The following is a 26022-nucleotide window of genomic DNA, read 5'->3' on the forward strand; positions in this document are numbered from 1 at the left end:
CGCTTTGTGGAGGAACCCCCTTTGAAACGCCGGACTCTCGTCGCTGCCTCGGCGACGTCCCTGCTGCCGCTGGCCGCGTGCGCCGAGCCCCAGCAGGGTACGTTCACGCCGGCCCCGATCGTGCCCGTGGTGTCGCTCGACGCCGTGGACGACCACGATCCTTCCCAGCCGTTCAACCTGTCGGTGGTTGACGGCATCCTGGAGGAGGTCAACGTCACCTCCGACAGATCCAAGACCATCGAAGGCGAGTTCACCGAGGACCTCACCGCGTGGACCTCGAACGGCGTCCTCGACGCGGGGTCGGTGCACACCGTCGCCGCCAAGGCCGTCAGCTCCGACGGCACCGTCACCGAGTTCGAGCAGACCTTCTCCACCGAGCGCCGCGACGGCAGCGGCTTCGCGGTGGCCGACGTGACGCCCATCGTGGAGGGGGAGACGGTCGGCGTCGGCGCACCGATCATCGTCTTCTTCACCGAGGACGCGCCCGACCGCGCCGAGGTCGAGAAGAACCTCAAGGTCGAGTCCGAGCACGGCCACGAGGGGGCCTGGAACTGGATCAGCGACTCCCAGGTCATCTACCGGACCAAGGAGTACTGGCAGCCGTACCAGAAGGTCACCTTCACGGCGAACTTCGACGGCGTGTTCCTGGGCGGCGACACCTGGGGCGACGAGAACCACGAGTCGGTCATGGAGATCGGCCGGGCCCAGACCTCCCACGCGGACCTGGAGACCCACACCATGACCGTGAAGTTCGACGGCGAGGTGGAGAAGGAGATCCCGATCTCCGGGGGCAACGGCGAGGAGTGGGAGTACTACACCGCGACCGGCGTGCACCTGGTCATGGAGAAGTTCGCCGACAAGGTCATGGTCTCGCCCGGGCGCGAGGAGGGCGACGAGGGCTACTACTCGACTCCGGTCAAGTGGGCCACCCGCATCAACGCCTCCGGCGAGTTCGTCCACGGCGCGCCGTGGAACGGGAGCCTGGGTTCGGCGAACCTCTCGCACGGGTGCCTGAACGCGAGCGACGCCAACGCGGAGTGGTTCTACGGGATCGCCCAGCGCGGCGACCCGGTCGACGTCAGCGGCTCCCCGCGCGAGATGCCGTGGGACAACGGCTGGGGCTTCTGGATCAAGTCCTGGGACGACTGGAAGTCCGGTTCGGCCCTGGAGGGCTAGCCCAGACGCGGAGCGGGGCCCGGGCGATCACTCGCCCGGGCCCCGCCGCGTTCGCTGGAGCCGCCGCTACAGGTCGAGCCTGAGCAGCCCGTAGTCGAAGGCGCGGCGCCGGTACACCACCGAGGGGCGGCCGGTCTCCTTGTCGTGGAACAGGTAGAAGTCGTGGCCGACGAGCTCCATGTTCTGGAGGGCGTCGTCGACGGTCATCGGCTCGCCCGGGTGGATCTTCTCGCGGACGACGGTGCCCGGCAGGTGGTCCTCGACGAGGCCGTCGAAGTGGTCGACGTCCTCGGAGATGAAGCGGGCCTGGGCCGCCTTGGCCTCCAGGTCGGCTTCGGCCAGCGTGAGCGTGTTCCCGGACGGGATGAGGCCGCCGCCGTTCGCGGTCGCCTCCGCGACCGAGATGGGGGCCTTGGTGCCGCCGCGGCTGACGCGCTTGCGGTCGGAGGTCTTGCGGAGCTGGTGGCCGAGCTTGGTGGCGGCCAGTTCGAACGCGGATCGGAAGTCCCCGGCGCACGCCTCGGCGCGGATGACCGTCCCCTTGGGACGGCAGGTGATCTCGACGCGCTGCGCGTGGTCGGCCTGGCGGGGGTTGGGCTCGTGATAGAGCTCGACGTCGATCTTGATCGACTCCCCGTCGTAGCGGGCGAGGTACTTCGCGATCTTGCCTTCGATCTTCTCTTCGACGAGCTCGCGGTAGTGGTCGGGAACCTCCACGTTGCGGCCCTTGACGACGATGTCCACCTCTGAACCTCCCAGGTGCATCCCTGCTGCGGCGATGCTGACGTAGTTGCGTGTGCTGGGTCCGGAGCCGAAGTTCCGGTACGGCGGATGGCGCTACCTCCCTTCACGGGTCAGGACGAATGGAGCGCCTCACTGCAAGGGGGCGTTCACTTCTGGGCCAACTGGCCTCTGCCGTCTCGTTACCGATCTGAGATTTCGAGACTAACCCTTCGGTCACCGAAAGTCGACCCTTCGGCTACCGGAATTCTCCAATGCGGGGGGCCTCCGCGCACGGTTTCCACCGGAAGCGAGATAAGTCTTCGCATTCTTGGGCGAACCTCCGATCGGCGCTGTCGGTATCACGACAGCAGTACGTGTACCCGACTCGCGCCCCACGAATCCCCTCCGCGGCGCTCAAACCGCGGCGACCACGATCGCGGCGGGCACCGCGACCCCGGCACCGCGCAGGGCCAGCGCGGCCGCGCGGAGGGTCGCGCCCGTGGTCGCGACGTCGTCGACGAGGATCGCGGGCCGCCCGGAGGCGGCCAGGGCGCGGACCGCGCGGGCGGTGCGCAGGCTGCGCCTCGCGGCGGCCTCGCGCTGGGCCGGGGTGAGGCCGACCGAGTCGGGGCGGGGGCGGGCCCGCAGGCAGGGGCGCAGGTCGCCGAGCCCCGCGCAGGCGGCGGCGACGTGGTCGAAGCCGCGGGCGCGGCGGGCGGCCGCGGTGGGCGGGACGGGGACGAGCACGGCGCCGGGGACCTCGGGGGCGACGACGGCGAGCGCGCCGGCGAGGAGGGCGCCGAGGGCGGGGGCGAGTTCGCGCCGGGCGCGCTCCTTGTACTCGTTCAGGGCCTCGGCGAGCGCGCCCGCGTAGGGCCCGGCGGCGACCGTGGGCGGGGCGGCCTGGCGCAGCGCCGCCAGGCGGGGGCGCAGGGCCCGCAATTCGGCGGCGCAGTCGGGGCACAGGCCCCTCCAGACGCCGCCGCCCGCCGCCCGGGCGCTCCGGCAGGAGGCGCAGGCGGCGGGCAGGAACAGGTCCCGGGCGTCCTCGATGAGGTTCACGCCGGTCTAACGAGGATCAGGTCCTCAGGGTGACCGCCGGCGGGACGCGGCTGGCGCGCCACGCGGGGTAGACCCCGGCGACGACGCCGACGACGGCGCCGATGACGGGCCCGGCGGCGAAGAGTCCGGGGTCGAAGACGATCTGCCAGTCCCGGTAGAGGGAGACGAGCGCGGTGACGTTGACGCCCAGGACCGTGCCGACGAGGCCGCCGATGAGGCCGATGAGCGTGGACTCCCAGACGAACTGCATCGCCACCGCCCGGCGGGCGGCGCCGACGGCGCGGCGCAGGCCGATCTCGGAGCGGCGCTCCATGACCGAGACGAGCGCGGTGTTGGAGACCGAGACGGCGCCGATGACGAGCGAGACGGCCGCGAGGCCGAGCAGGAGGGCCTGCATCTCGTTCTCGACGCCCTTGCGGAACGAGCGGAGGTCCGAGGGCTTGGACACCGAGAGGTTGTCGGGCCCTTCGGGGAAGACCGCGGTGGGGGCGGTGTCGGCGACCTTGTCGGCGGCGCCGAGGTCGGTGCGGATGAAGACCTGCGCGGGGGCGAAGCCGGCGTCGGCCTCCAGGCACGGGGCCGGCGGGACGACGACGGCGCCGGTGAGCTTGGCCTCGCCCTCGGGGGCCTGGTAGACGCCGATGAGCGCGTACTCGCGGCCGTCGATGTAGATCATCGGGCCGCCTTCGAGCGAGTTGTAGCCCAGGTCGCGGGCGGCGGACTCGTCGATGACGGCGACCTGGTCGGCGCGGGCCACGTGGCCCTCGTCGAACGCCGCGCCCTGCGTGAACTCGAAGCCGTACGCCTCCATGGCGCCGGGCTCCATGCCGAAGACGGGGACCTCGCGGACGTAGTCCTGGCCCTCGGTGCGGGAGGCGGCGAGGTCCTCGGTGGACCCGCAGACGATCCCGGCGTCGAGGACGCCGTTGATGTCGCGGACCCGCTGGGAGGACTCGAGGGTCGGCGCGTACCCGGCGTCGCGCATGTTGTCGGAGAACGAGACCGTGACCTGGGTGGCCTCGGTCGCGTCGAAGCGCTCGGCGATGGCGGCGGCGGAGGTGGACGAGAGGCCGACGGTGGCCACGGTGGCGGCGATGCCCAGGGCGATGCCGATCGCGGTCATCCAGGTCCGCACCGAGCGCCCGCGCAGGGACTGGATCGCCTCGTAGGCGATGCCCAGGCTGCGGACGCCGAAGCGGCCGCGGGCCTTGGGGATCTCGTCCCTCGCGTCCTCGGCGGCCCGCTTCGCCTCCCGCTTGGCGGCGCGGCGGGCCTTGCGGCCCTGGGGTTCGGGGGCGTCCTCGCCGGGCGCCGCGGCGGACGCCTCGTCCGGTTCGCCGCCGGGGGTGACGTAGCTGAGCAGTTCGGTGTCGGTCTCCGGCTTGCGCGGGCGGCGGGCCATCAGCCGTTCTCCCGGTCGCGCCAGGCGATCACGACCTCGTCGCCGGCGGCGAGCTCGCCCTCGACGGGCACGACCACGCCGCGGCCCTCGTGGCGCAGGGTCACGTCGACCTCGACGTGCCGCTCCTCCTTCCCGTCCTCGTCGAGGACGGTGATCATGGTGCGGTCCTCCGAGTCCGTCCACAGTGCCGAGAGGGGCACGATGAGGGCGTCCTCGGCGGAGCGGGCGCGCACGAGCGTGACCTCCTGCTCCTCGCCGGGGGCGAGGTCCTCGATGCCTTCGAGGGCTTCGGCGTCGAACTCGAAGACGGCGTAGGTGACCTCGACGGCCTCGCCCTCCTCGCCGGTCCACTCGTCGGTCTCGCCGGCCTCCTCGCGCACCTCCAGCTCGAAGCCGCCGACCGCCTGGCCCTCCATGGGGCCGTCGCCGTACTCCAGCTCGGCCTCGTCGCCGAGCTTGGACAGCTCCGAGGAGGTCTCCTCGTCGAGCTTGGCCTCCAGCTTCCAGTCGCCGGAGGCGAGCACGATGACGGGCTCCTCGGCGCTGACGGGCGCGGACTGCTGGGCGTTGACCTTGGAGACCTGCATGGGCAGGTCGGGCAGGAACACGATCTCCGAGGCGGGCAGGACGACGCGCTCGACCGTGGTGGTCTGGGCGCCGCCGGTGTTCTCCTCGCCCTCGCCGGTGCCCTCGGTGTCCCCGGTGCCCTCGGTGTCGGTCTCGTCGTCCTCGGTGGCGACCTCCTCGGTGGTGGTCGCGTGGTCGTAGCCGGCGTGGTCGTAGAGCTTCTTCAGGTCCGAGACGGTGCGCGAGTCGAAGGTGCCGGTCTTGGGGGTGCCGTAGAGCTGCTGGAGCGCGAGCTGGAGCTGCTCGACGTCGGGCCCGGTGTCGCCCTCGGTGAGGTCCCGGTAGGCGGGCACGTCCCCTTCGAGCGCGATCATGGGCCGGCCGGACACCTCCAGGAGCACGGTCCCGGCCTCGACGTCGTCGCCGACGTCCAGGGGGATCTTCGAGGCCAGGGCGGTCTCGATGCCCTCGGGCGCGCTGGGCGCGGGGACGGCGAAGTCGCCGGTGCGGTCGAGGACCGCTTCGAAGTCGAGGGTGTCGACCAGTTGCTCCTGGTCGACCCTGACGGTGATGACGCTGTCGTCGGGTTCGGCCGTCTCCTCGGCCCGCTGGGCCGGGGTCCGCGCCTGCGCAGCGAAGTACCAGGCGGTGGCCGTCGCTCCGAGCAGAGCGACGGCGAGCACCCCGCTGACGACATGGCTTTTCGTGAGCCGCATGTTGAAGTCCTCCTCCGCCCCGAAGACGCGCGGAGCGGAGGTTCCAGTTGCGGCCGGTTCGTCTCGATTCGGTAACGGCACTGGCGCGGACGTGCGCAAACGGTTACGGAGGCTAGTTGTTGAGGCCCACGGACTTCATGCGGTCCTGGTGGGCGCGGGTGAGGCGGCGCAGGAGCGCGTCGAGGGTGCCGCCGTCGCCGACGATGATCCCGGTGAGCCGCTCGTTGGCCGCGGCCACGCCCTGGGCGCGGTTGATGCCCTCGCCGACGAGGCGGCGGGCCCACAGCGACAGGCGGCCGGTGACCGACTCGTCGGCCTCGACGGCGGCGCGGATCTCCTCGGCGGCGAGGTCGGCGGCGCCGCTCTCGGCGAGGACGGTCTCGATGAGCTCGCGGTCGGCGTCCTCCAGGCCGGAGGAGACGGCGCGGAAGAAGTCGTCGGCGACGGCGTCGCCGAGGTAGACCTTCACCAGGGCCTCGAGCCAGTCGCGGGGCGAGGTGGAGGCGTCGAAGGAGCGGAACGCCTCGCGGAAGGGCGCCATGGCCGCGGCGGGATCGGCGCCGAGCGCGGTGAGGCGGTCGGCGATGAGCCGGTAGTTGCGAATCTCACCCACGGCCGCTTCCGAGAGGGCGGCGCGTCGGCCGAGGTCAGGGGCGAGGCGGGCGTCGAAGACCATGCGCTCGAACGCGAGCAGCTCGCCGAGGGCAAGCAGCCCAAGGAGTTCGACGACGGCCTCGCGGCTGGGGGCCTCCGGCGCGGCGGCCGGGGTCACGGCGGGATCAGGAGTCTCGGACACCGGGGCAGGTTACCACTGGACGGATGCGGCCCTCGCCTTCACACGGGTGTCGCCGATCGGACGGATCCGCACGTCTTCGCAGGCCAGAAGGGCCGTTCGCGGGCGGGTCCCGAAACGGCGCGGCTCGCCCGGGAGCGGCGCACCGAGACGATGGGGCCGGGAGCGCGTAGGATGGACGGGAGGGACCGCGGCCCCGAAGGGGCATCCCTGTACCAGGCGGTCCTCAAGCGGTACCGGTTTCTGCACCGGGCCGCTCCTGCGAAGCGGCGACTCACCGAATCCGGCGGTCGTCGCCGCTGTGTAACGAGACTATATGTGGCGCCGAGTTCCCCGGATCTGGTGACGTCCTCCGCCACGAGGTGAACAGAGTGAACGAATTGAACAACGACCGGCCCCACAACGACGGGCCGACCTTCGCAGCCCTGGGCGTTCGGGAAGAGACCGTAGAAGCGCTTGCGGCGCTTGGCATCGAACGGGCCTTCGCGATCCAGGAGTACGCGATCCCCATCGCCCTGCGGGGCTCCGACATCATCGGGCGCGCCCCCACGGGCACCGGCAAGACCTTCGGGTTCGGCCTCCCGATCATCGACCGGATCACCTCCGCCGAGGAGGGCTCCGACGGGCTCCCCCAGGCGCTGATCCTGGTCCCGACCCGCGAGCTGGGCCTCCAGGTGGCCCGCGACCTCGAGGACGCGGGCAAGACCCGCTCCATCCGGGTCCTGCCGATCTACGGCGGCCGCGCCTACGAGCCCCAGGTGGAGGCGCTGAAGGCGGGCGTCGACATCATCGTCGGCACCCCCGGGCGCCTGCTCGACCTCTACAAGTCGAAGCACATCAAGCTCAACAAGATCGCGCACTGCGTCCTCGACGAGGCCGACCGCATGCTCGACCTCGGGTTCTCCGAGGACGTCGAGAAGATCCTCAAGCTCCTGCCCGAGCAGCGCCAGACCATGCTGTTCTCGGCCACGATGCCCGACACGATCATGTCGCTCTCGCGCCGCCACATGAACCGGCCGATCACCGTGGCCGCCGACGTGAGCGCCCCCGACCTGGAGGCCGCGAACAACACCCGGCAGCTGGTCTACATGACCCACGCGATGAACAAGATCGAGGTCGCCGCCCGCATCCTCCAGGCCAACGGCCGCGGTCTGACCATCATGTTCTGCCGCACCAAGCGCGCCGCCCAGAAGGTCGCCGACGAGCTCGACTTCCGCGGCTTCGCGGTCGGCTCGGTCCACGGCGACCTGGGCCAGAACGCGCGCGAGCGGGCCCTGCGGGCCTTCCGCTCGGGGAAGATCGACGTGCTCGTGGCGACCGACGTGGCCGCGCGCGGCATCGACGTCCCCGACATCACGCACGTCATCAACTTCGACGCGCCCGAAGAGGCCGAGACCTACGTGCACCGCATCGGCCGCACCGGCCGCGCGGGCGCGACCGGCATCGCCGTCACGTTCCTGACGTGGGAGGACCTGCCCCGCTGGAAGATCATCGTCAAGGCCAACGGCCTCGACCTGGGCGACCCGCTGGAGACCTACCACACCTCCGACCACCTGTACTCCGACCTGGACATCCCCGAGGGCGCCCCGCCGGCGCTCCCGAGCGAGCTCCGCAAGCGCGACGGCCTGAGCGCCGAGCGCGAGGAGAACGTCGAGGGCGAGCCGCGCAAGAAGGGCCGCGGACGCGGCGGCCCGCGCGGGCGCGGCGGACGCGACGGGGGCCGTGAAGGCGGCCGCGTCCGCGGTGAGAGCGACCGCGGGCGCGGCGAGGGCCGTCGCGGTGAGCGCACCTCTGAGCGCGCCTCCGAGCGCCCCGAGAAGCGCGACGGCGAGCAGCGGTCCGACGCGGACCAGGGCGGGGACGCCCCGCGCAGCCGCCAGCGCCGCCGCATCCGCACCGACGAGGACAGCGCGCCGCGCGCGTCGGCGCCCCGCACCGAGCAGGCGCCGCGCGAGTCCGCCGACGCGGACGGGGACGCCCCCGCCCGCCGGCGCCGCCGCCGGCGCCGCCCGACCGGCGGCAACGACCGGCCCGCTCCCGCGCAGGACTAGCGCACCGCGCTGAGCAGTGGAACGCCGCGGGCGGTGTCCCTCGATCGAGGGACACCGCCCGCGGCGTTCCGCGTCCGGACGGCGGAGGCGCCCGCGCGCGTCCGGCGCTAGGCTCTCCTCATGAGCGACGAGCAGCCCGCCTACGAGGGCCCGCCGGTGAACGTCCCGCCGCCTCCGGGCTGGCGGGTCGAGGCGGTGGCCCTGACGGGGCCGCCGCGCCGGCTCCCGCCGCAGGACCACGCCGCGATCGACGCGGCCGAGCAGCGGGCCCGCCTCGTGACCCAGTGGCTCACGCTGGTCTCGGTGGCCCTCATGTTCGCGGTCCTCATCATCGGACTCGTGGAGTTCTAGACGATGCGCAAGCCCCCGCACCCGGATCGGGTGCGGGGGCTTCCGCATGCGTGTCGCGAGGCGCGCTTCGCCGAGCGGCGCTCCTCAACGAGGGCTCTACTGAACAGCGCTGCTACTGAACGACGCCGCCCCAGACCATGTCGGCACCGGTGTGCCCGGTCTTGAAGAGCCACCAGGCCGCCAGGCCCAGGAGCGCGAGGGCGACCGCGCCGAGGATGAACATGATGACCTTGCGCCCGGCCGCGGCCGGGTCGTCGGAGCCGGTGGACGCGGTCTCGCCGTCCTCGGTGGGGGCGGGCTTGGGGGCGTCGCCGTTGCGCAGCAGCGCGGCGCGGCGGCCGCGGTCGAGCCCGGCGAAGAGGAACCACACCGGGACGAGGGCGACGAGCGTCCACAGGAGCCAGTACGCGTTGTCGTGGTGCTGCTGGACGGGGTCGGGCCACTCCCCGGCGCCGTAGGTGAAGTCGGCGAACTGCTCGCCGGTGAAGATCGAGCCGTAGACCGAGGCGGGGGCGAGGAGCACGAGGAGCGCCGCGGCCCAGCCGACGCGCTGGCGCAGCGGCGGGACGAAGAGGTAGCCGGCGCCGAGGAGCACCAGGAGCGCCTCGAGGATGATCGGCGCGTGCACGGCCAGCGGGTGCAGGGGCAGGTCGAGAACTGTCGTCATGGGTTCATTGAACCCTAAAGCGATCACCAACCGGTAGCGCCGGGTGAACTTTCGAACAGGGCCGCGTAGCTCATGACCGCGTCGGCGATGAGCTGCACCGCGATCGCGGCGAGCAGGACGCCCGCGATGCGGGTCAGGACCTCGATGCCGCCGCGCCGCAGGATCTTCACCAGCAGCCCCGAGAACCGCATCACCAGGTAGATCAGGAAGTGGATCACCACGATGGCGAGCGCGATCCACAGGTAGTCCCCTTGGGACGGCGCCTGCTTCACGAACAGGATCACCGCGACGATCGCGCCGGGCCCGGCCAGGAGCGGGGTCCCCAGCGGCACGAGCGCGATGTTCGAGGTGGCCGCCTCGTTCGGGTCGTCGGCCTTGCCGGTGAGGAGCTGGAGGGCGACGAGCAGCAGCAGGAGCCCGCCGGCGCCCTGGAGCGCGGCGAGGTCGATGTGGAGGTACGAGATGATCTGCTGGCCCAGCAGGGCGAACAGCGAGATCACCCCGAGGGAGAGCAGGGTCGCCTGGAGCGCCGCCCGGTTGCGCTCGCGCTTGTCCATGGTCCCGGTCAGCGCCAGGTAGATCGGCACGATGCCGGGCGGGTCCATGATGACGAACAGCGTCACCATGACGGTCAGCAAGTACTCGGTTCCACCCACGCAGCGAGTATGTCAAGTCCGCCAGGTCACAGCCGCCGAATCGGCCGCTCCTGTTACGTGCGGCTCAGACCGGGGTCACTCCGGGGGCCGGCAGTCGAGGACCGGCATGACCGCGCCCTCGGGCGGGGTCAGGATCGACACGGCCGGGTCGTCCCCGGTGTAGTCGACGAGGATCCACGTCGAGTCGCCGCGGCTGTAGCTCAGCTCCCAGCGCCCGCTCGGGTCGAGCTGGGAGTACTCGGCCTGGTAGTACTGGTCCTCGTAGTCGCCGAGGTCGGCGGGCTCGGAGTCGGCGTAGATCTGCGTGCCCTCGCCGGAGAACTCGGCGACGGCGGTGTCCACGAGGTCGGCGGCGGCCTCGTCGACCGCGGCGGCGCCGAGCGCCTCCTGGACGAACGGGGAGTCGACCCGGCCGCAGTCCTCGCCGACCTGCGCGAGCCCCGATCCGGGCTCCAGGTCGGCCACGCACACGAACGACGGGTCCTGCTGGTCGAGGATCACCGCGGACTGGTACCCGGCGTAGCCGACCGACTCAAGGTTCCACGAGTACTGCTCGTCGAAGAACCAGCGCTTCTCCTGCCCCGCGGTGGTCGACCACAGGTCGGCGGTGAAGACGGTGGTCGAGGCGGACCAGTCGGCGAGGGTGAGCTCGAAGTTGGTGGTGAACTCGATCGTGGTCGTCCGGTCGGCGATCACCGCGTCGTTGATCGCGTACGACTCCTCGGTGTAGTCCGCGTTCGAGGTCACCATCGCGAACTGGGTGGCCTCGCTGTTGACGACGTTGTAGGTCATCTCGGAGGGCCAGCTCATACCGCGGCCGGCGGCGCCGTCGAGGCCGATCAGCTCGGTGGTCTGCTCCTCGGCGGAGACGACCAGGTAGGCGTCGGCGAGGCGGTAGACGTCCTGGGGGGCGTAGTCCACGAGGGCGACGCGGTCGCCGTCGTCGTTGATGACCTGGTAGCCCTCGTCGTCCTGGATCAGGAACTCCATGCCGAGCTCGTTGCGGACCTCGCTGGTGCTGGTGTCGGCCGCGAGCTGGCCCTGGTCCTCGGTCGCGAGCAGCGGCTGGAGCACGAACGCGCCCGCGCCGAGCACGAGCAGGCCGGCGCCGGTCGCGCCCGCGGCGGCGCGCCTGCGGCGGCGGATGCGGTGGGCCCCGGCGATGGCGAGGTCGGCCAGGGCGGGGTCGTCGACCGTCGCGGGCGCGCGCTCGGCCTGCTCGGCCAGCCCGCTGCGCAGGAGGGCCTCGATGTCCCCGTTCACGCAGCCTCCCTCGGTTCCATCGCGACGCCCAGTGCGGACGCGGGGGTGCCGAGGCGCTTGCGCATGCCCGCGAGGGCGCGGGACGCCTGGCTCTTGACGGTGCCGATCGAGATGCCGAGGATCTCGGCGATCTGGGCGTCGGAGCGGTTCTCGTAGTAGCGGAGGACGAGGACCGCGCGCTGGCGCTTGGGGAGGACCGCGATGTGGCGCCACATGGCGTCGCGGACGGCGGCGTGCTCGGTGAAGTCGCGGGAGAGGTCGGCCCGGTCCTCGAAGACCTCGGTGGGCTTCTCGCGGTTGGACCGCTTGCGCCACCAGGAGGCGTTGGTGTTGTAGAGGATGCGGCGCGCGTAGGCGTCGATCGAATCAGTCGTCCTGATCCGGCTCCACGCCAGGTAGGTCTTCGTCAACGTCGTCTGCACCAGGTCCTCCGCTGTCGCCCAGTTTCCCGTGAGGAGATACGCCGCACGGTGGAGCGCGGCTGAGCGCGCCGCCACGTACTCGCGGAACTCCTCGTCCTGAGACGATTTGACCTCGCTCACGCGTCTCCCTGGGGGGTCCGAACAACAGACGACGTACCCCCGGTGGAAAGTTGCCCCGCAGGGCGGAATTCTGCCAAAAGATGGGTGTCATCGGCAACCGAGGGTTGGTGCAAAGGCGAGTATACGAAGTATCTGCAACCCGCCGCCTCCCGGATTCATGCCACGAGACGGGCGCCATGGGGCGCTCGGCGCGAAGCACCCGCCGGCGGCGGCCGGCGGGTGCGGTGGTGACGGTTGCGGGCGGGAAGGGAGGTCAGGTGCCGTCGGACTTGGCCGGGACGGCCTCCTCCTCGGGGATGAGGTCCTCCTCGGGCTCGGCCATGCGCTCGTCGACGGCCTCGGGCTCGTACATCTCCTCGCACATCTGGAGGTAGAGCTCGTTGGGGTTCGGCAGGTGCGGGACGTTCCGCAGCGCCTGGTCCTGGCCGGCGGACTCGATGATGAACTCGCCGTAGTTGAGCATCCGGCCCATCGGCGTCTGCGAGTACTTCATGTCGGTGACGCGGCCGAGCGGCATCATGGCGACCGAGCGGGTGATGACCCCCTGGATGAGCATGATCCGCTTGTTGGTGAGGATGAACCGGTCCATGTACCAGTCGAGGATCTTCCAGCCGACGAAGCCGAGGATGAGCAGCCACACGATGACGGTGACCGACAGGGCGGTGTCGCGGTTCTCGTTGTCCCACTTCGTGAGCATGCCGGAGGCGAGGCCCATGATGAAGGTCGAGAGGGTGCCGATGATGTACCAGGGCATGAGGTGCACCCAGTGGCGGCGCCACTCGCCGCGGTACTTCTCGGTCGGGAAGAGGTAGCGGGCGGAGATCGGGGACGGGACGTCCGGGACCGCGGGGGCGCGCACGCCGGAGAGCAGGCCCCCGGCGGGGCTGTCGTCGTAGCGGACGCCGTCGATGTCGCCGGCGGCGGCAGCGGGGGCGCCTCCGGGCGGACCGGGCGTGGCGACGCCCGGGGGGCTGTGCTGCTCGAAAGCGGGGAACTCGCGCGTGGGGGACTCGGCGGCACCCGGGGCGGGGCCGTCGGACGGGGCGCGGGGGCTGGGAGGTTCCAGCGGCTCGGTGTCCTTCTTGTCCCCCGAGCCGCCTGCACCGGAATCGGTCATCGATCCGCCGACGTCAGGTCACGAGGTTCGTGAAGAACGCCGCGAAACCATTTGCGGCATCGAGGATTCCGCCTGCCAGCGAACCTACGACGCCACTGGCCTCGTCGGGCCTGAAGGCCACAAAGAATACTAGGAACGCAAGTCCGCCCCAGGTCAGAATCTTCTTCAACATCCTCACCCCTCCCGTCAAAGGGTCCTGGCCGATCGTTCGTCTGGCGCAGGCTGGCACGAGTCTACCGTACGAGTATGACTCGGCTTTCAGTTTTGTGAGCGGCTCCGGCGGCGTGAACCGAGGGGCCGTTCGCCGGGGATCAGTGTAACGACATCGTTCCACTTTTGCCCGACTCCGCCTATCTACCAGCGGAATAACCTATTCGCTTATGACATCGGCGAGCTTACCCCAAGTCACGTTCCCTTGGCTCAATGTAGGCGCATCGCCCTCGTGAACCCCAGGGAAGCGTCAGGTATCCGACACTGGACGATCAGGAGTGAGACCGGGGGCCCTGTCCGAACACGTGTTCCCTCACCCAGGCGTGCATGGCGATCCCGCTGGCGACCCCGGCGTTGATGGAGCGGGTCGATCCGAACTGGGTGATCGAGCAGACCATCGCGCACGCCTCGCGGACCGGTTCGGACAGTCCGGGGCCCTCCTGGCCGAAGACCAGGACCGCCTTGCGGGGCAAGGAGGCCGTCTCGATGGGGACCGAGCCGGGGAGGTTGTCGATCCCGACGACGGCCAGGCCCTCGGCGCGGGCCCAGGCGGTGAAGTCCTCGACGGTGGCGTGGTGCTCGACGTGCTGGTAGCGGTCGGTGACCATCGCGCCGCGGCGGTTCCAGCGGCGCTTGCCGACGATGTGGACGGCGGAGGCGAGGAACGCGTTCGCGTTGCGCACGACGGTGCCGATGTTGAAGTCGTGCTGCCAGTTCTCGATCGCGACGTGGAAGTCGTGGCGGCGCTCGTCGAGGTCGGCGACGATGGCCTCGCGGGTCCAGTAGCGGTAGCCGTCGACCACGTTGCGGCGGTCGCCGCCGCGCAGCAGGTCCGGGTCGTACCGGTCGCCCTCGGGGAGCGGCCCCTCCCAGGGCCCGACCCCGACCTCCACCGCGTCCTCTTCGTTCACGCGGACCATTGGAGCACAGGGCCCGGGCGGGCGGGCCGCGGACGGGAGCGCCGGAGGCAGAGCGCCGCCCCGGCGGCTACGGGGGAAACCGACCGGGGCGACACGAAACATACTAACGACCCCACGTCTGCGACTGGGCACACACCCATTTGAATTCCCTTGCCGCAGAAGGAAACCGGGTTACCAGTGGCCCCACGTCACTCCGAGTTCCACTCGTCCCAGCCGCACGGGATCAGGCGCGCAGGAACGCGCGGAGCGCGTCGGGGTTGGCGAGGGCGTCGCGGGCGACGGCCTCCTCGGGCCGGACGCCCTTGAGGATCTTCTTCACGGGCACCTCGACCTTCTTCCCGCTCAGGGTCCGCGGCACCTCGGGCACCTGGCGGACCTCGTCGGGGACGTGCCGCGGCGACAGCTGCTCGCGCAGGGCCGCGACGATGCGCCGGCGCAGGTCCTCGTCGAGCTCGACGCCCTCCTGCAGCGCGACGTAGAGGAGGAGGCGGTCCTGGCCCGGGTCGTCGAGGTGGACCACGAGCGAGTCGGCGACCCCCTCGACGCCCTCCACGACGGCGTAGAACTCGGCGGTGCCCATGCGGACCCCGCCGCGGTTCAGCGTCGCGTCCGAGCGCCCGGAGATGACCGCGGACCCGCGGTCGGTGATGGTGATCCAGTCGCCGTGGCGCCAGATCCCGGGGAAGTCGGTGAGGTAGGTGTCCCGGTAGCGGTGCTTGAGCGGGTCGCCCCACAGGCCCACCGGCATCGAGGGCATCGGGGAGGCGATGACGAGCTCGCCCTCGCGGCCGATCCCCGCGTGCCCCTCGGGGTCGAAGGACTGCACGTCGGCGCCCAGGCACCGGCACGACAGCTCGCCGCGCCAGACCGGGACGGTCGGCGCGCCGCCGATGAACCCGGTGCACAGGTCGGTGCCGCCCGACAGGGACTGGAGCTGCGCCGTGGGGCTCACCGACTCGTACACGTAGTCGAAGCCGACCGCCGGGAGCGGGGCGCCCGTGGAGCCGATGCCGCGCAGGCGCGAGAGGTCGGCCTCCTCGGACGGCTTGATCCCCCGGGCCCGGCAGGCCATGAGGAACGGCGCGCTGGTGCCGAAGTAGGTGGTGCCGGACGCCTCGGCGAGGCGCCACATGCCGGCCGGGTCGGGCATGCCGTCGAACAGGACCACGCCCGCGCCGACGATCGGCGCCGAGACCAGGTAGTTCCACATCATCCAGCCGGTCGTGGAGTACCAGAAGAACCGGTCGCCCACGCCGAGGTCGTGGTGCAGCGAGTGCATCTTGGCGTGCTCGATCGCCATGCCGCCGTGCGAGTGCACGATCGCCTTCGGCAGGCCCGTGGTGCCCGAGGAGTAGAGGATGTAGAGCGGGTGGTCGAACGTGAGCGGCTCGAAGGCCACCCCTTCGTCGTAGGCGCAGAAGCGGTCCCAGGTCTCGCCCTCGACCTCGCCCCCGGCGTCCGGGTCCAGGTACGGCAGGACCACGAGCGAGCCGAGCCCTTCGAGGCCGCGCACGACCCGGCGCACGTCCTCGGTGCGGTCGACCGCCTTGGGGCCGTACCGGTAGCCGTCGACGGCCACGAGGACCTTCGGCTCGATCTGCGCGAAGCGGTCGAGGACCGCTCTGGCGCCGAACTCGGGGGCGCACGAGGAGAAGACCGCGCCGAGGCTCGCCGAGGCGAGCATGAGCGCGAAGGTCTCGGGGATGTTCGGCATCCACGCCGCGACGCGGTCGCCGCGGCGGACCCCGTGCGCGACGAGCCCCGCGCGGGCGCGGGCGACGTGCTCGCGCAGGTCGGCGAGGGTCCACTCGACCGGGGGCCGGGTGTCGGAGTAGGCGCGGACGATGACGTCGTCCTCGCCCACGCCCGGGGCGGTGAGGACGGCCCGCGCGTAGTTGAAGGCCTCGTCGGGGAACCAGACCGTGTCCGGCATGGTCTCGTCGGCGAGCACGCGGTGCTCGGGGACCGTCGCGCCCAGGCCGAAGTACTCCCAGACCGCGCCCCAGAACGGTCGCAGTCGCTCGACCGAGTACTGCCACAGCGCCGGGTACGAGGTGAGGTCCCGCTCCTCCCGGCGCGACAGCCACTGCCCGAAGCGGCCGATGTTCGTCGTCTCCACCGCGTCAGGGCGCGGCAGCCACAACACCTCGCTGGTCACGATCGCCTCCCGATTTCCACCGCACTGTGGTCCACAGCACTATCGTGGCACGGCTCAGGTTCGGGCCCGCCCGCGGGGGATCGTTTGCACGCATTTGTCTGGACTCACGGATTCGCTTGTCCCAGTTCGTCCTCGATGTACCGCTCGCGCGTCACGAACAGGCCCGTCACGAACAGCAGCAGCGTCAGCACCGACAGGAGCGTGAACGGCACCGCCCACGAGGCGGTCAACCCGTAGACCCACCCGACCGCCAGCGGACCGGACCCCGCCAGCAGGTACCCGCCCGACTGCGCGAACGACGACAGCGCGCTGGTCCCGGCCGGGGTCCGCGCCCGCAGCCCGAACAGGGTCAGGATCAGCGGGAACACCGAGGTGCCGACGCCGAACAGGACCATCCACAGCCAGGTGAGCGGGCCGCCGCCCGCCAGCCACAGCCCCGCGATCGCGGGCGGGTAGCAGGCCATGAGCACCAGGAACGTCGGGCGCGGGCCCCAGCGGACGGTGAGGATCGGGACCGCCACCGAGACCGGGATCTGCACCAGCGTCAGCAGGCCGAGCATCGACCCGGCCGCGGCCGCCGACATGCCGTCCGCGGCGAGGATCGTCGTCGTCCAGCCCATGAGGATGTACGCGATGGCCGACTGCGCGCCGAAGAGCAGCAGCATCATCCACGCCAGGCGCGAGCGGCCCGCCCCGGGCAGGTGCGCGACCGGGTTCGCGCCCGCCGCGGCCGGGGCCGGGCGCCACAGCAGCCACGGCACGATCGCGATGAGCGCCGGCAGCGCCCACGCCGCCAGCGCGATCCGCCAGTCCCCCGCCAGGTGCTCGATCGGCGCCGTCGCGGCCGCCGCGACGGCCGTCCCGACCGCGAGCGTCGTGGAGTACAGCGTGGTCATGACCCCGATGCGGTTCGGGAAGTAGCGCTTGACGATGACCGGGACCGCCACGTTCCCGATCGCGCCCGCCGCGAGCGCGAACAGGCTGAAGAGCAGGAACAGCACGGTGCCCGGTGCGTACGCGCGTGCGACGAGGCCCGCGCTCATGACCACCAGGGCGCCGGTGAGGAGCATCCGGGGGCCGAAGCGGCGGGCCAGGCGCGGGGCGAGCGCGCCGAGGCCGGCGAACGCGAGGACCGGGAGGGTGGTGAGGAGCCCGGCGACGGCCTCGGACATGCCCAGGCCCTCGCGCAGTTCCGCGAGGATCGCGCCGACGCTAGTCACGGCGGTGCGGAAGTTGAAGGCGGCGAGGACGACCCCGGCGACGAGCATCCAGCCGGCCGCGACGGCGGCGCGGCCCGGGAGCGGGTCGGCGATCTCGGCCGCGGGCGGCGGGACGGGGTGCTCGAGCTCCTCGGCGAGGCCGCTCTCGGGCGGGCTGGCGCTGGCGTCGGTCGTCACGGGGACGGCTCCTTCGAGGCCGGGGTGTTCGCGGTGGGCAGGTGCCGGCAATCGCTCTCATAACCGCCGGGAGGAGCACCGGCGGATCGTGGCTGAACCGATTCACGGCAGTGGCCAAGGGGCCTCAGCAGCCGGGATAGAATCGAGTCAATTCATGGGATGAATTGACGGCCTGTCAACGGTATCGCGACGGCTGTCTGCTTTAATCCTTCTAGTGTCAGGAAACACGCACACCCCCCATGGCGGGCCCCCGCAAGCCATGGCCGCGATCCGGGAAGGTCAGGTCCGCCAGTGGCATTGCAGTCGACACGCAAGTCCGCCCTCGTCGATCAGGTGATCGAGCAGCTGCGGCAGCAGATCAGCGACGGCGAGTGGGGCCTCGGATCGCGCATCCCGACCGAGAGCGAACTCGCCGAGCTCCTCGGCGTCGGCCGCAACACCATCCGCGAAGGCGTCCGCGCCCTCGCCCACGCCGGACTCCTGGAGATCCGCCAGGGGGCCGGGACGTTCGTCGTCGGCCGCAGCGAGGTCACCGCCGCCGTCCGCCGCCGCATCGCCGCCAGCCCCGCCTCCGACGCCATGGAGGTCCGCCGCGGCCTGGAGGTCGAGGCCGCCCGCCTCGCCGCCCACCGCCGCACCGAGGCCGACATCACCCGCCTGCGCATCCTCCTGGCCGAGCGCGAGGCGACCCACGAGGTCGGCGACACCGAGTCGTTCGTCGCCGCCGACATCGCCCTGCACCAGGCCGTCGCCGAGGCCAGCCACAACAAGCTCCTCGCCGAGCTGTACTCCGAACTCGCCGAGTCGCTGCGCGAGACCGTGCGCGCCGGCCTGGGCCCGGTCCTCGCCGAGGAGCCCCACATCGACCACACCCGCGCGATCGAGGCGATCATCGCCGGCGACGCCGACCTGGCCGCCGCCGAGACCGCCGCGTACCTCCGGCTGCTCGTCGACGACTGAACCGCCGCGCGCCCGCCTCACAGCGGGACCGCGAACGGCCGGACCGCAGCGGCCCTAGAGATAGAGTCGATACTGCCGCCCGAACCGGCGGCACCGAGAGGAGTCCCCATGCGCCTGTCCGCCCGCGTCGACTACGCCCTGCGCGCCGCCGTCGCCATGGCCGGGTACGGGGACCGGTGGGTGTCGGCCGAGCAGATCGCCGAGGACCAGGCCATCCCCCGCAAGTTCCTGGAGTCGATCCTGCTCCAGCTGCGCCGCGGCGGCATCGCCTCGTCCAAGCGCGGCTCCGAGGGCGGCCACCAGCTCGCCAAGCCCGGCGACCAGATCAGCCTCGCCGACGTCATCCGCGCCGTCGACGGCCCCCTCGTGGGCGTCCGCGGCGAACGCCCCGAGCAGGTCTCCTACACCGGCACCGCCGCGGCCCTCACCAACGTGTGGATCGCGCTGCGCGTCTCGGAGCGCAACATCCTCGAATCGGTCTCGCTGGCCTCCGTGGCCGCCGACGACCTCCCGACCTCGGTCACCAAGCTCCTCGAAGACCCCGACGCGTGGGTCATCCGCGACTGAGCGAGCGCCGCGCCGCGGCCTCTGCCAGAATCGGAGCGTGAAGTTCCCTGACCTGGGGGCCTGGTGGGACCGGGTGCTCCTGTCCTCCCGCAGGCGGTCCAACCTGGTCGACCACGCCTGGCGCACCGGCGAGCGCTACGGCGAGGTCCACGGCGGCCAGCTCGCGGCCGCGATCTCCTACTACGCGTTCTTCGCCGCGTTCTCCATGTCGCTGCTCGCGCTCGCGATCTTCGGCTACCTGCTCAACTCCCCCGACATCTACAACTCGGTGGAGCGGTGGCTCTCGACGAACCTCCCGGTGATCGACATCGGGGTGCTGGAGAGCTCGCGCAAGTCGGTGACGATCTTCGCGGCCATCGCGCTGGTCGTGGCCGGGGTGGCGTGGGTGCAGTCGGTGCGGGCGTCGATCCGGGTGGTGTGGGGGCTCGACGCGCAGCCGGGGAACCCGTTCCTGCGCTGGGCGATCGACCTCGGCATCCTCGTCGGGGTGTCGGTGCTGCTGCTCATCACCATCGGCGCCACCGCGGGCGCGGAGATCGTGCTCGCGTGGCTGCACTGGGACGAGGCGACCGGGAACTGGGCGCCGCTGGTGCGCTCGGTGTCGGTCGTGGTGGGCCTCATCGCGAACGCGATCCTGGCGGCGGTGCTGCTCCAGGCCCTGCCGCGGGTGGTGATGCCGCTGCGGCGGGTGGTCTGGGCGGCGCTGACAGTGGCGGTCGGGATGGAGCTGCTCAAGACCGTGGGCCGGATCTACGTCCTCCACGTCTCGGACCGGCCCGCGTACCAGGCGGTGACGACCGCGGTCGGCCTGCTGGTGTTCCTGTACCTGTTCGACGCGATGCTGCTGCTGGCCGCGGCCTGGACCGCGACCTCTCTGCGCGGCAAGGCGATCGACCTGTACGACCGCGAGCGCATCCCCAACGGGCACGGCCGCCTGTACAAGCCCTCCGGAAAATGGTGACGGCCCGGACGCGAACGCCCGGGCCGTTTGCCGCAGTTCGGTTACGCGGTGGCGCAGACCTGTCCGTTCATCAGGAACATGCCGGGGTCGGCGGGGTCGCCGGTGCCCTGGAAGCCGATCTGCTTGGTGCGGCCGGGTTGCAGAGGGAAGTTCCAGAACGCCGGGTCGGCGGCCATGGCCCCGCCGTCGATGGCGATCTCGCCGCCCCAGTCGTAGAGGACGGACTCGACCCCGCCGGACCTCCAGCGCAGGTCCCATTCGTCGATGTCCGAGGCACCGGTGTTGGTGACCTTGATCTGGACGACGAAGCCGGTGCCCCAGTCGGCGGCGACGCGGTAGTCGACCTCGCAGGAGCCGGTGGCGTACGGTGCGGCGGCGGCGTCGCGGGTGGCCTCGGCGGCGACGGGGCGCCACGCGGGGTCGTCCATGCCGAAGCCGAGGAAGAAGCTCGGCCACGGCGGCTGGTTGTAGGAGATGTTCTGCCAGGCGATGCCGAGGCGGTACTGCGGGTCCTGCATGAGCGTCGGGATCGTGTGCTCGGTGGGGACGGTCGTGGTGAAGATCCGGACGCCGTCGTTCGACTCCTTGCGCAGGACCACCTCCTCGCGCCAGTCGCCGAGCAGGTCGCCGGTGAGGACCGCGTTGCCCTTGGTGCCGTTGTTCGTCTGCACGCCTTCGGGGGTGAAGATCTCCTCCTGGGTGCCCGTGGCGGGGTCCCACTCGGCGATGAACGGGTAGACCGGCGTGTAGGAGGGCTCGTCGAACTCGTGGTCGAAGATCTCGCGGCCGAGGTCGCCGTCCCACCACACCATCGAGTTCGCCGACGGGATGGCGGTCCCGATGAGGGTGCCGTCGGCGGCGCGCAGCTCGCCTTCGCGCGAGTTCCAGGCGCCCGTGGCCGAGGCGGCCCAGCACTCGGCGCCCGCGTAGCCGGGGTCGATGTCGCCGCAGGTGCCGCGGCCGGTGTCGCGCGTGCCCGGCACCGACCACAGGACCTCGCCGGTCTCGGCGTCGCGGAAGGCCGCGGCGCGGTTCCCGGAGGCACTCATGGACTCGAAGGGGCTGAAGACCTCCAGGCCCTCGCGGGACGGGTCGAGGTCGGCGACGTGCAGCGCGTCGCCGTGGCCCAGGCCCGCCGACTGGAGGATCGTCCCGTCGTCGTTGAGCGTCAGGGACCCGTAGACGATCTCGTCGCGCCCGTCGGCGTCCACGTCGGCCACCGACAGGTTGTGGTTGCCCTGGCCGGAGTACTGCGCGCCCCAGTCCTGGGAGCGGAACGCCCAGCGCTGCTCCAGCTGCGAGCCGTCCCAGTCCCAGGCGGTGAGCTCCATCTTGGTGTAGATGCCGCGGGTGGTCACCAGCGACGGCGTGTTCCCGTCGAGGTAGGCCACGGCGGCCATGATGCGGTCGACGCGGTTGCCGTAGCCGTCGCCCCAGTCGGTGACCGCGCCGCGGTCGGGCTGGAAGTCGACGGACTGGATCGCCGCGCCGGTCAGGCCGTCGAAGACGGTGAGGAACTCGGGTCCGGTGAGGACGTACCCGCCGGAGTTGCGGTGGTCGGCGGCGGCGTCGCCGATCACGGCGCCGGTGCCGTCCACGGTGCCGTCGGCGGTCTTGAGGGCGACCTCGGCCCTGCCGTCGCCGTTCAGGTCGTAGGCCGTGAGGAAGGTGTAGTGGGCGCCCGCGCGGACGTTCACGCCGAGGTCGATGCGCCACAGGCGTTCCCCGTCGAGCGTGTACGCGTCGACGTAGACGTTCCCGGTGTAGCCGGCCTGCGAGTTGTCCTTCGCGTTCGAGGGGTCCCACTTCTGGATCAGCTCATAGGCGCCGTCGCCGTCGAGGTCGGCCACGGTGGCGTCGTTGGGCCGGTACTCGTAGGCGACGCCGTCGGGGGTGGTGCCGCCCGCGGGCCGCTCCATGTCGACGTCCACGTACTGGTCGCCCCAGACCGCGAACGCGGCCGAGTAGCCGGTCTCGACGCCGCCCCGCACCGTGGCGATCCAGTAGGTCGCGTTGGCGGTGCCGCCGTCGTCGGTGAGGTTGGTGAGCGCGGTCGGCTCGGGCGTGATGAGCCGGCCGTCGCGGTAGACGTTGAAGGCCGTGCCCTCGGGGTCGGTGGCGAGGCGGCGCCAGGACAGGTAGTTCCCGCCCTCGGAGGCGACCGCGACCGGGGCCCGGTCGAGGTCCTCGATGCGGGCGGCGCAGTCGGCGCACGGCTCGTCGGGGCCCTCGGTGCCGGAGCCGGGCACGTCGCCGATCCTGGTGAGCTCCAGGCCGTTCAGGTGCCCGGTCTGGCCGGAGACGTTGAGGTTGAGCTGCCCGTCCTCGACGACGATCCCCTCGAAGTCCTTCGTGAGGATCGTCCGCGATCCGGCGTTGGCCGCCCCGTAGTCGATCCCCTCGAACTTCAGGTTCGAGCGGGCCGAGCCGACGTAGTCGCCGGTGTGGACGCGGGCGGTGTACAGGCCGTCGGCGACGTCGACCGCGAAGTCGTAGGAGCCGCCGAACCAGGCCACGAAGTCGCTGCCGAGCGGGTCGGTCGCGACCCCGCGGTCGCGGTCGATCGCGGTGGACATGTCGGTGGTGAAGCCGTAGCCCTTCGCGGCGTCGTACGCGGTGCCGCGGTTGACCTCGGTGTAGCCGGGGGCCACGGTCTGGCTCGCGGGGCCGAAGTCGTACTTGAACCCGGCGGTCGCGGTGGTGGCGGTGAGCGTGTCGGAGTACGCGGACTCGCCGCGGCCGTTCACGGCGGCGACGGCGAACTCGTACGCCGTCTCCTCGGCGAGGCCCGCGACGCGGCCGACCCCGACGGTGGCCGTGGTGCCCAGGCGCCACTCGCCGCCCGGCTCGCGCACGTAGACGCGGTAGATGTCCGCATCCGCCTGCTCGGTCCAGTTCAGGGTGATGCTCGCGTTGGCGACGGTGGCGGCGACGAGGCCGCCCGGCGCGGCCGGCACGTCGGCGGGGGGCGCGACGTCGACCACGTGCCCGCTCAACGGGAGTCCGAGGGTGGCGGTCTCCTCGGCGACCAGGCGGGCCATCTGGATGGCGCCGTACTCCTGGAAGTGGGTGTCGTCGACGGTCCCGCTGGGCCGGTTCGGGTAGACCCCGGCAGGCACGTGCAGGAACACCGACTTGGCCTCTTCGGGGCCGATCTCGTTCAGGTACGCGCGGGACGAGGCCGAGAGGTCGACCATCGCGACGCCGGTCTCCTCGTGGAGTTCGTGGACCTTCTCGACGTACTCGGGGAAGGAGACGTTGAACTCACCGGTCGCGGCGTCGAAGCTGCGGCGCGAGACCGGGGTGACGAGGACGGGGACGGCGCCCTTCTCGATCGCGCCCGCGATGTAGTAGTCGCGCAGGTAGGTCTTGTAGTCGTCGGGCGAGGTGTAGCGCTCGGGGACCGAGACGGTGGCGTCGTTGTGCCCGAACTGGACGAACAGGTAGTCGCCCGGCTGGATCTCGCTCAGGATCGCGTCGAGGCGGCCCTGCTCGATGAACGAGCGGGAGGAGCGGCCGCCGATGGCGTGGTTGGCGATCGTCACGCTCTCGTCGAAGTAGCGGTCGATCACCTGGCCCCACCCGGCCTGCGGCTCGTAGTAGGGGTCGTAGGTCTGGACGGTTGAGTCGGAGGCGAGGTAGACGGTGATGCCGTCGTCGTCCTGGGCCTGCGAGGGGGCGCCCGCGGCGAGGACGCCCGCGAGGGCGGTGGCCCCGGCGGCGGCGAGCGCGAGGGCGCGGCGCCACCGGGATGGAGGAGTCATGGGCCTCATGTTCACTTCCGTAGTGAGAGGAGGGTACCGGCCCGGCAAGCAGCATGAATGAAACGTTTCAATCAAGCTGGAGACTGCGAGGGCAAGCGTTTACTACTCCGGGGACGCTACCGAGTGGACCGCCGAATGTCAATACATGTCGATACCTGTGGGGAATCCCCACCCTCCCCGGGGCAGTACACCCGCCAGCCTCCCCCTGGGGAGCGACAGAAAACGCCTCCCGCGGCGCCGCCGTCACCCGAACGGGTCAGGCCGGCAGCAGCGGCGCCAGCCGCTCCGCCGCCGCGGCGAGGTCGATGCCCTGGGACTCGACCCAGTCGTCGTCGAAGTACGTGGCGCCGTAGCGCCGGCCGGAGTCGCACAGCAGCGTCACGATGCTGCCGCCGCGCCCGGCCTCGCGCATCTCGGCGATGAGGGCGAGGGCGGCGACGAGGTTGGTGCCGGTGGAGCCGCCGAGGCTGCGGCCCAGGCGCTCGGAGGCCCAGCGCATGCAGGCGATCGACTCGGCGTCGTCCACTTTGACCATGCGGTCGACGAGCGCGGGGATGAACGAGGGCTCCACGCGCGGGCGCCCGATGCCCTCGATGCGCGAGCCGCGGTCGCTCGCCGCCTTCGGGTCGCGGTCGCGCCAGCCGGAGAAGAACGCCGAGTGCTCGGGATCGACCACGCACAGGTTCGTCTCGTGCCTGCGGTACCGCACGTACCGCCCGATCGTGGCCGAGGTGCCGCCGGTGCCCGCGCCGACCACGATCCAGGCCGGGACGGGGTGGCGCTCCAGGCGCATCTGCTCGAACACCGACTCGGCGATGTTGTTGTTCCCGCGCCAGTCGGTGGCCCGCTCGGCGTACGTGAACTGGTCCATGAAGTGCCCGCCGGTCTCGGCGGCGAGGCGCTCGGCCTCGGCGCAGACCGCGGCCGGGTCGCGGACCAGGTGGGCCCGGCCGCCGTAGAACTCGATCTGGGCGATCTTGGCCCGGCTGGTGGACTCGGGCATGACGGCGGTGAACGGCAGGCCGAGCATCCGCGCGAAGTACGCCTCGCTCACGGCCGTGGAGCCGCTGGACGCCTCGATGACCGGCGTGCCCTCGTCGATCCAGCCGTTGCAGACCGCGTACAGGAACAGCGAGCGGGCGAGGCGGTGCTTGAGCGAGCCGGTCGGGTGGGCCGACTCGTCCTTGAGGTAGAGGTCGACGCCCCACTCGGGCGGGAGGGGGAACGGGAGCAGGTGGGTGTCGGCCGAGCGGTTCGCGTCGGCCTCCACGGTCGTGATCGCCCAGTTGGTCCAGAGCCTGTCGCGGGTGCGGTCAACCGACTCCATGGCCGTCCCCGTCCTCGGGGATCGGCTGCGGGCGGTCCTCCCATTTGGTGGAGAGGGTGATCGTGGTCCGGGTCTGGGCGACGCCGGGGATCGCGCCGACGCGATGGATCAGGCGTTCGAGGTCGCCCATCTTGGGGACGCGCACCTTGAGCTGGTAGCACTCGACCCCGGCGAGGAAATAGCACGACTCGATCTGCGGAATGGCGCGGAGGCGTTCGCAGATGTCCAGGTGGTCGGCGGAATTGTCAGGGATGATACCGATAAGGGCGGTGATCCCGAGTCCGATCGCCTCGGAGTCGATGACCGCCTTGTAACCAGCGATGACGCCGTTGCGCTCCAGTTTGACGACGCGGTCCTGCACCGAAGGCGCGGTGAGGCCGACCCTGCGCGCCAGTTCGGCGTAAGAGGTGCGCCCGTCGGCGCGCAGCAGGTTCACGATGGTCCGGTCGATCTCGTCCACTACACGAGGATAACGGGAGTTACTCCTTGGGTCTTGTGCCTACCTCATACCCGGGAACTCCTAGAGCGCCGGAATCAGCTCAGAGCGCCGTTGACATACGCGTGGTACGTTCAGGCAATACCTACCGACCGAAAGTATGTCCAAGAACTCATGGCAGGTTTGACTGAATAGTGGTGTAATGGGTTTAACGCACGAAGTGAGTCTTCATCACG

23 protein-coding genes are annotated in these 26022 nt (G+C 71.3%); 6 read left to right on the top strand and 17 right to left on the bottom strand.

The genetic code is table 11. The features are described 5' to 3' along the window. Positions 1-21: 21 nt before the first annotated feature. The gene (locus BLS99_RS10135; RefSeq protein ID WP_091048141.1) at positions 22-1176 is read left to right on the top strand and encodes an Ig-like domain-containing protein; all 1155 of its coding nucleotides are present in this window, start codon (positions 22-24) and stop codon (positions 1174-1176) included. A 66-nt stretch (positions 1177-1242) separates the two neighbouring features. Here BLS99_RS10135 and hpf read toward each other — a convergent pair whose 3' ends face one another. The 5 genes from hpf to BLS99_RS10160 form a co-directional block, all read right to left on the bottom strand. Further along, entirely contained in the window at positions 1243-1920 is a 678-nt protein-coding gene (hpf, locus tag BLS99_RS10140; RefSeq protein WP_091048145.1) for a ribosome hibernation-promoting factor, HPF/YfiA family, read from the bottom strand. A gap of 393 nt (positions 1921-2313) precedes the next feature. Beyond that, the gene (locus BLS99_RS10145) at positions 2314-2961 is read right to left on the bottom strand and encodes a ComF family protein (protein ID WP_091048148.1); all 648 of its coding nucleotides are present in this window, start codon (positions 2959-2961) and stop codon (positions 2314-2316) included. Positions 2962-2977: 16 nt separating this feature from the next. Next, a complete protein-coding gene (locus BLS99_RS10150) occupies positions 2978-4363 on the bottom strand; it encodes an ABC transporter permease (protein ID WP_091048152.1) in 1386 nt (461 codons plus the stop codon). Beyond that, on the bottom strand, positions 4363-5646 hold the full coding sequence (locus BLS99_RS10155) for a permuted SH3 domain-containing protein (protein ID WP_091048155.1): 1284 nt from the start codon (positions 5644-5646) through the stop codon (positions 4363-4365). Before BLS99_RS10155 ends, BLS99_RS10150 begins: the two co-directional genes overlap by 1 nt. Positions 5647-5758: 112 nt before the next feature. Next, positions 5759-6442 (bottom strand): ferritin-like fold-containing protein, encoded by a 684-nt coding sequence (locus BLS99_RS10160; protein WP_245712209.1) that lies wholly within the window; start codon positions 6440-6442, stop codon positions 5759-5761. A gap of 368 nt (positions 6443-6810) precedes the next feature. Here BLS99_RS10160 and BLS99_RS10165 point away from each other — a divergent pair, with 368 nt between their 5' ends. Both BLS99_RS10165 and BLS99_RS10170 read left to right on the top strand, forming a co-directional pair. Next, on the top strand, positions 6811-8490 hold the full coding sequence (locus BLS99_RS10165; protein ID WP_245712210.1) for a DEAD/DEAH box helicase: 1680 nt from the start codon (positions 6811-6813) through the stop codon (positions 8488-8490). 120 nt (positions 8491-8610) lie between these two features. After that, positions 8611-8841, top strand: a complete 231-nt coding sequence (locus tag BLS99_RS10170) for a hypothetical protein (RefSeq protein ID WP_091048164.1) — start codon at positions 8611-8613, stop codon at positions 8839-8841. Positions 8842-8953: 112 nt separating this feature from the next. On the opposite strand, the gene BLS99_RS10175 is transcribed toward BLS99_RS10170, so the two are convergent. From BLS99_RS10175 to BLS99_RS10210, 9 genes are all read right to left on the bottom strand, one after another. Continuing rightward, positions 8954-9508 (bottom strand): hypothetical protein, encoded by a 555-nt coding sequence (locus BLS99_RS10175; protein WP_091048168.1) that lies wholly within the window; start codon positions 9506-9508, stop codon positions 8954-8956. 23 nt (positions 9509-9531) lie between these two features. Further along, entirely contained in the window at positions 9532-10164 is a 633-nt protein-coding gene (locus tag BLS99_RS10180; protein WP_245712211.1) for a MarC family protein, read from the bottom strand. A 75-nt stretch (positions 10165-10239) separates the two neighbouring features. Beyond that, positions 10240-11427, bottom strand: coding sequence for a hypothetical protein (locus BLS99_RS26160; RefSeq protein WP_091048171.1), 1188 nt, complete (start codon positions 11425-11427; stop codon positions 10240-10242). After that, positions 11424-11969: a SigE family RNA polymerase sigma factor gene (locus tag BLS99_RS10190; RefSeq protein WP_091048175.1), complete on the bottom strand. Its 546-nt coding sequence runs from the start codon at positions 11967-11969 to the stop codon at positions 11424-11426. Before BLS99_RS10190 ends, BLS99_RS26160 begins: the two co-directional genes overlap by 4 nt. 253 nt (positions 11970-12222) lie before the next feature. Next, positions 12223-13086, bottom strand: coding sequence for a PH domain-containing protein (locus BLS99_RS10195; RefSeq protein ID WP_091048179.1), 864 nt, complete (start codon positions 13084-13086; stop codon positions 12223-12225). Between the two features lie 13 nt (positions 13087-13099). Next, positions 13100-13258, bottom strand: a complete 159-nt coding sequence (locus BLS99_RS26165; protein WP_176953298.1) for a hypothetical protein — start codon at positions 13256-13258, stop codon at positions 13100-13102. Between the two features lie 310 nt (positions 13259-13568). Beyond that, a complete protein-coding gene (locus BLS99_RS10200; RefSeq protein WP_091048182.1) occupies positions 13569-14216 on the bottom strand; it encodes a TrmH family RNA methyltransferase in 648 nt (215 codons plus the stop codon). Between the two features lie 223 nt (positions 14217-14439). Then, complete coding sequence (locus BLS99_RS10205) at positions 14440-16374, bottom strand: acetoacetate--CoA ligase (protein ID WP_245712212.1); 1935 nt, start codon at positions 16372-16374, stop codon at positions 14440-14442. Positions 16375-16478: 104 nt separating this feature from the next. Further along, positions 16479-17771, bottom strand: coding sequence for an MFS transporter (locus tag BLS99_RS10210; RefSeq protein ID WP_218126406.1), 1293 nt, complete (start codon positions 17769-17771; stop codon positions 16479-16481). A gap of 291 nt (positions 17772-18062) precedes the next feature. Between BLS99_RS10210 and BLS99_RS10215 the strand changes: the two genes are divergently transcribed. The 3 genes from BLS99_RS10215 to BLS99_RS10225 all read left to right on the top strand — a co-directional run bounded on the left by BLS99_RS10215 (position 18063) and on the right by BLS99_RS10225 (position 20259). Next, on the top strand, positions 18063-18731 hold the full coding sequence (locus BLS99_RS10215) for a FadR/GntR family transcriptional regulator (protein ID WP_091048185.1): 669 nt from the start codon (positions 18063-18065) through the stop codon (positions 18729-18731). A 108-nt stretch (positions 18732-18839) separates the two neighbouring features. Beyond that, a complete protein-coding gene (locus tag BLS99_RS10220) occupies positions 18840-19298 on the top strand; it encodes an RrF2 family transcriptional regulator (RefSeq protein WP_091048191.1) in 459 nt (152 codons plus the stop codon). Positions 19299-19335: 37 nt separating this feature from the next. Next, on the top strand, positions 19336-20259 hold the full coding sequence (locus tag BLS99_RS10225; protein WP_091048195.1) for a YihY/virulence factor BrkB family protein: 924 nt from the start codon (positions 19336-19338) through the stop codon (positions 20257-20259). Positions 20260-20300: 41 nt separating this feature from the next. On the opposite strand, the gene BLS99_RS10230 is transcribed toward BLS99_RS10225, so the two are convergent. From BLS99_RS10230 to BLS99_RS10240, 3 genes are all read right to left on the bottom strand, one after another. Then, positions 20301-24023 carry a rhamnogalacturonan lyase family protein gene (locus BLS99_RS10230; RefSeq protein WP_091048199.1) on the bottom strand — a complete coding sequence of 1241 codons (3723 nt, stop codon included), beginning with the start codon at positions 24021-24023 and terminating at the stop codon, positions 20301-20303. A 256-nt stretch (positions 24024-24279) separates the two neighbouring features. Next, positions 24280-25350 carry an L-cysteine desulfhydrase Cds1 gene (gene cds1, locus BLS99_RS10235; RefSeq protein ID WP_091048202.1) on the bottom strand — a complete coding sequence of 357 codons (1071 nt, stop codon included), beginning with the start codon at positions 25348-25350 and terminating at the stop codon, positions 24280-24282. Beyond that, positions 25337-25810 carry an Lrp/AsnC family transcriptional regulator gene (locus BLS99_RS10240; protein ID WP_091048207.1) on the bottom strand — a complete coding sequence of 158 codons (474 nt, stop codon included), beginning with the start codon at positions 25808-25810 and terminating at the stop codon, positions 25337-25339. The genes cds1 and BLS99_RS10240 overlap by 14 nt, the downstream gene beginning before the upstream one ends. Positions 25811-26022: the final 212 nt, after the last annotated feature.

The organism is Glycomyces sambucus (assembly GCF_900102815.1).
Classification (GTDB): domain Bacteria; phylum Actinomycetota; class Actinomycetes; order Mycobacteriales; family Micromonosporaceae; genus Glycomyces; species Glycomyces sambucus.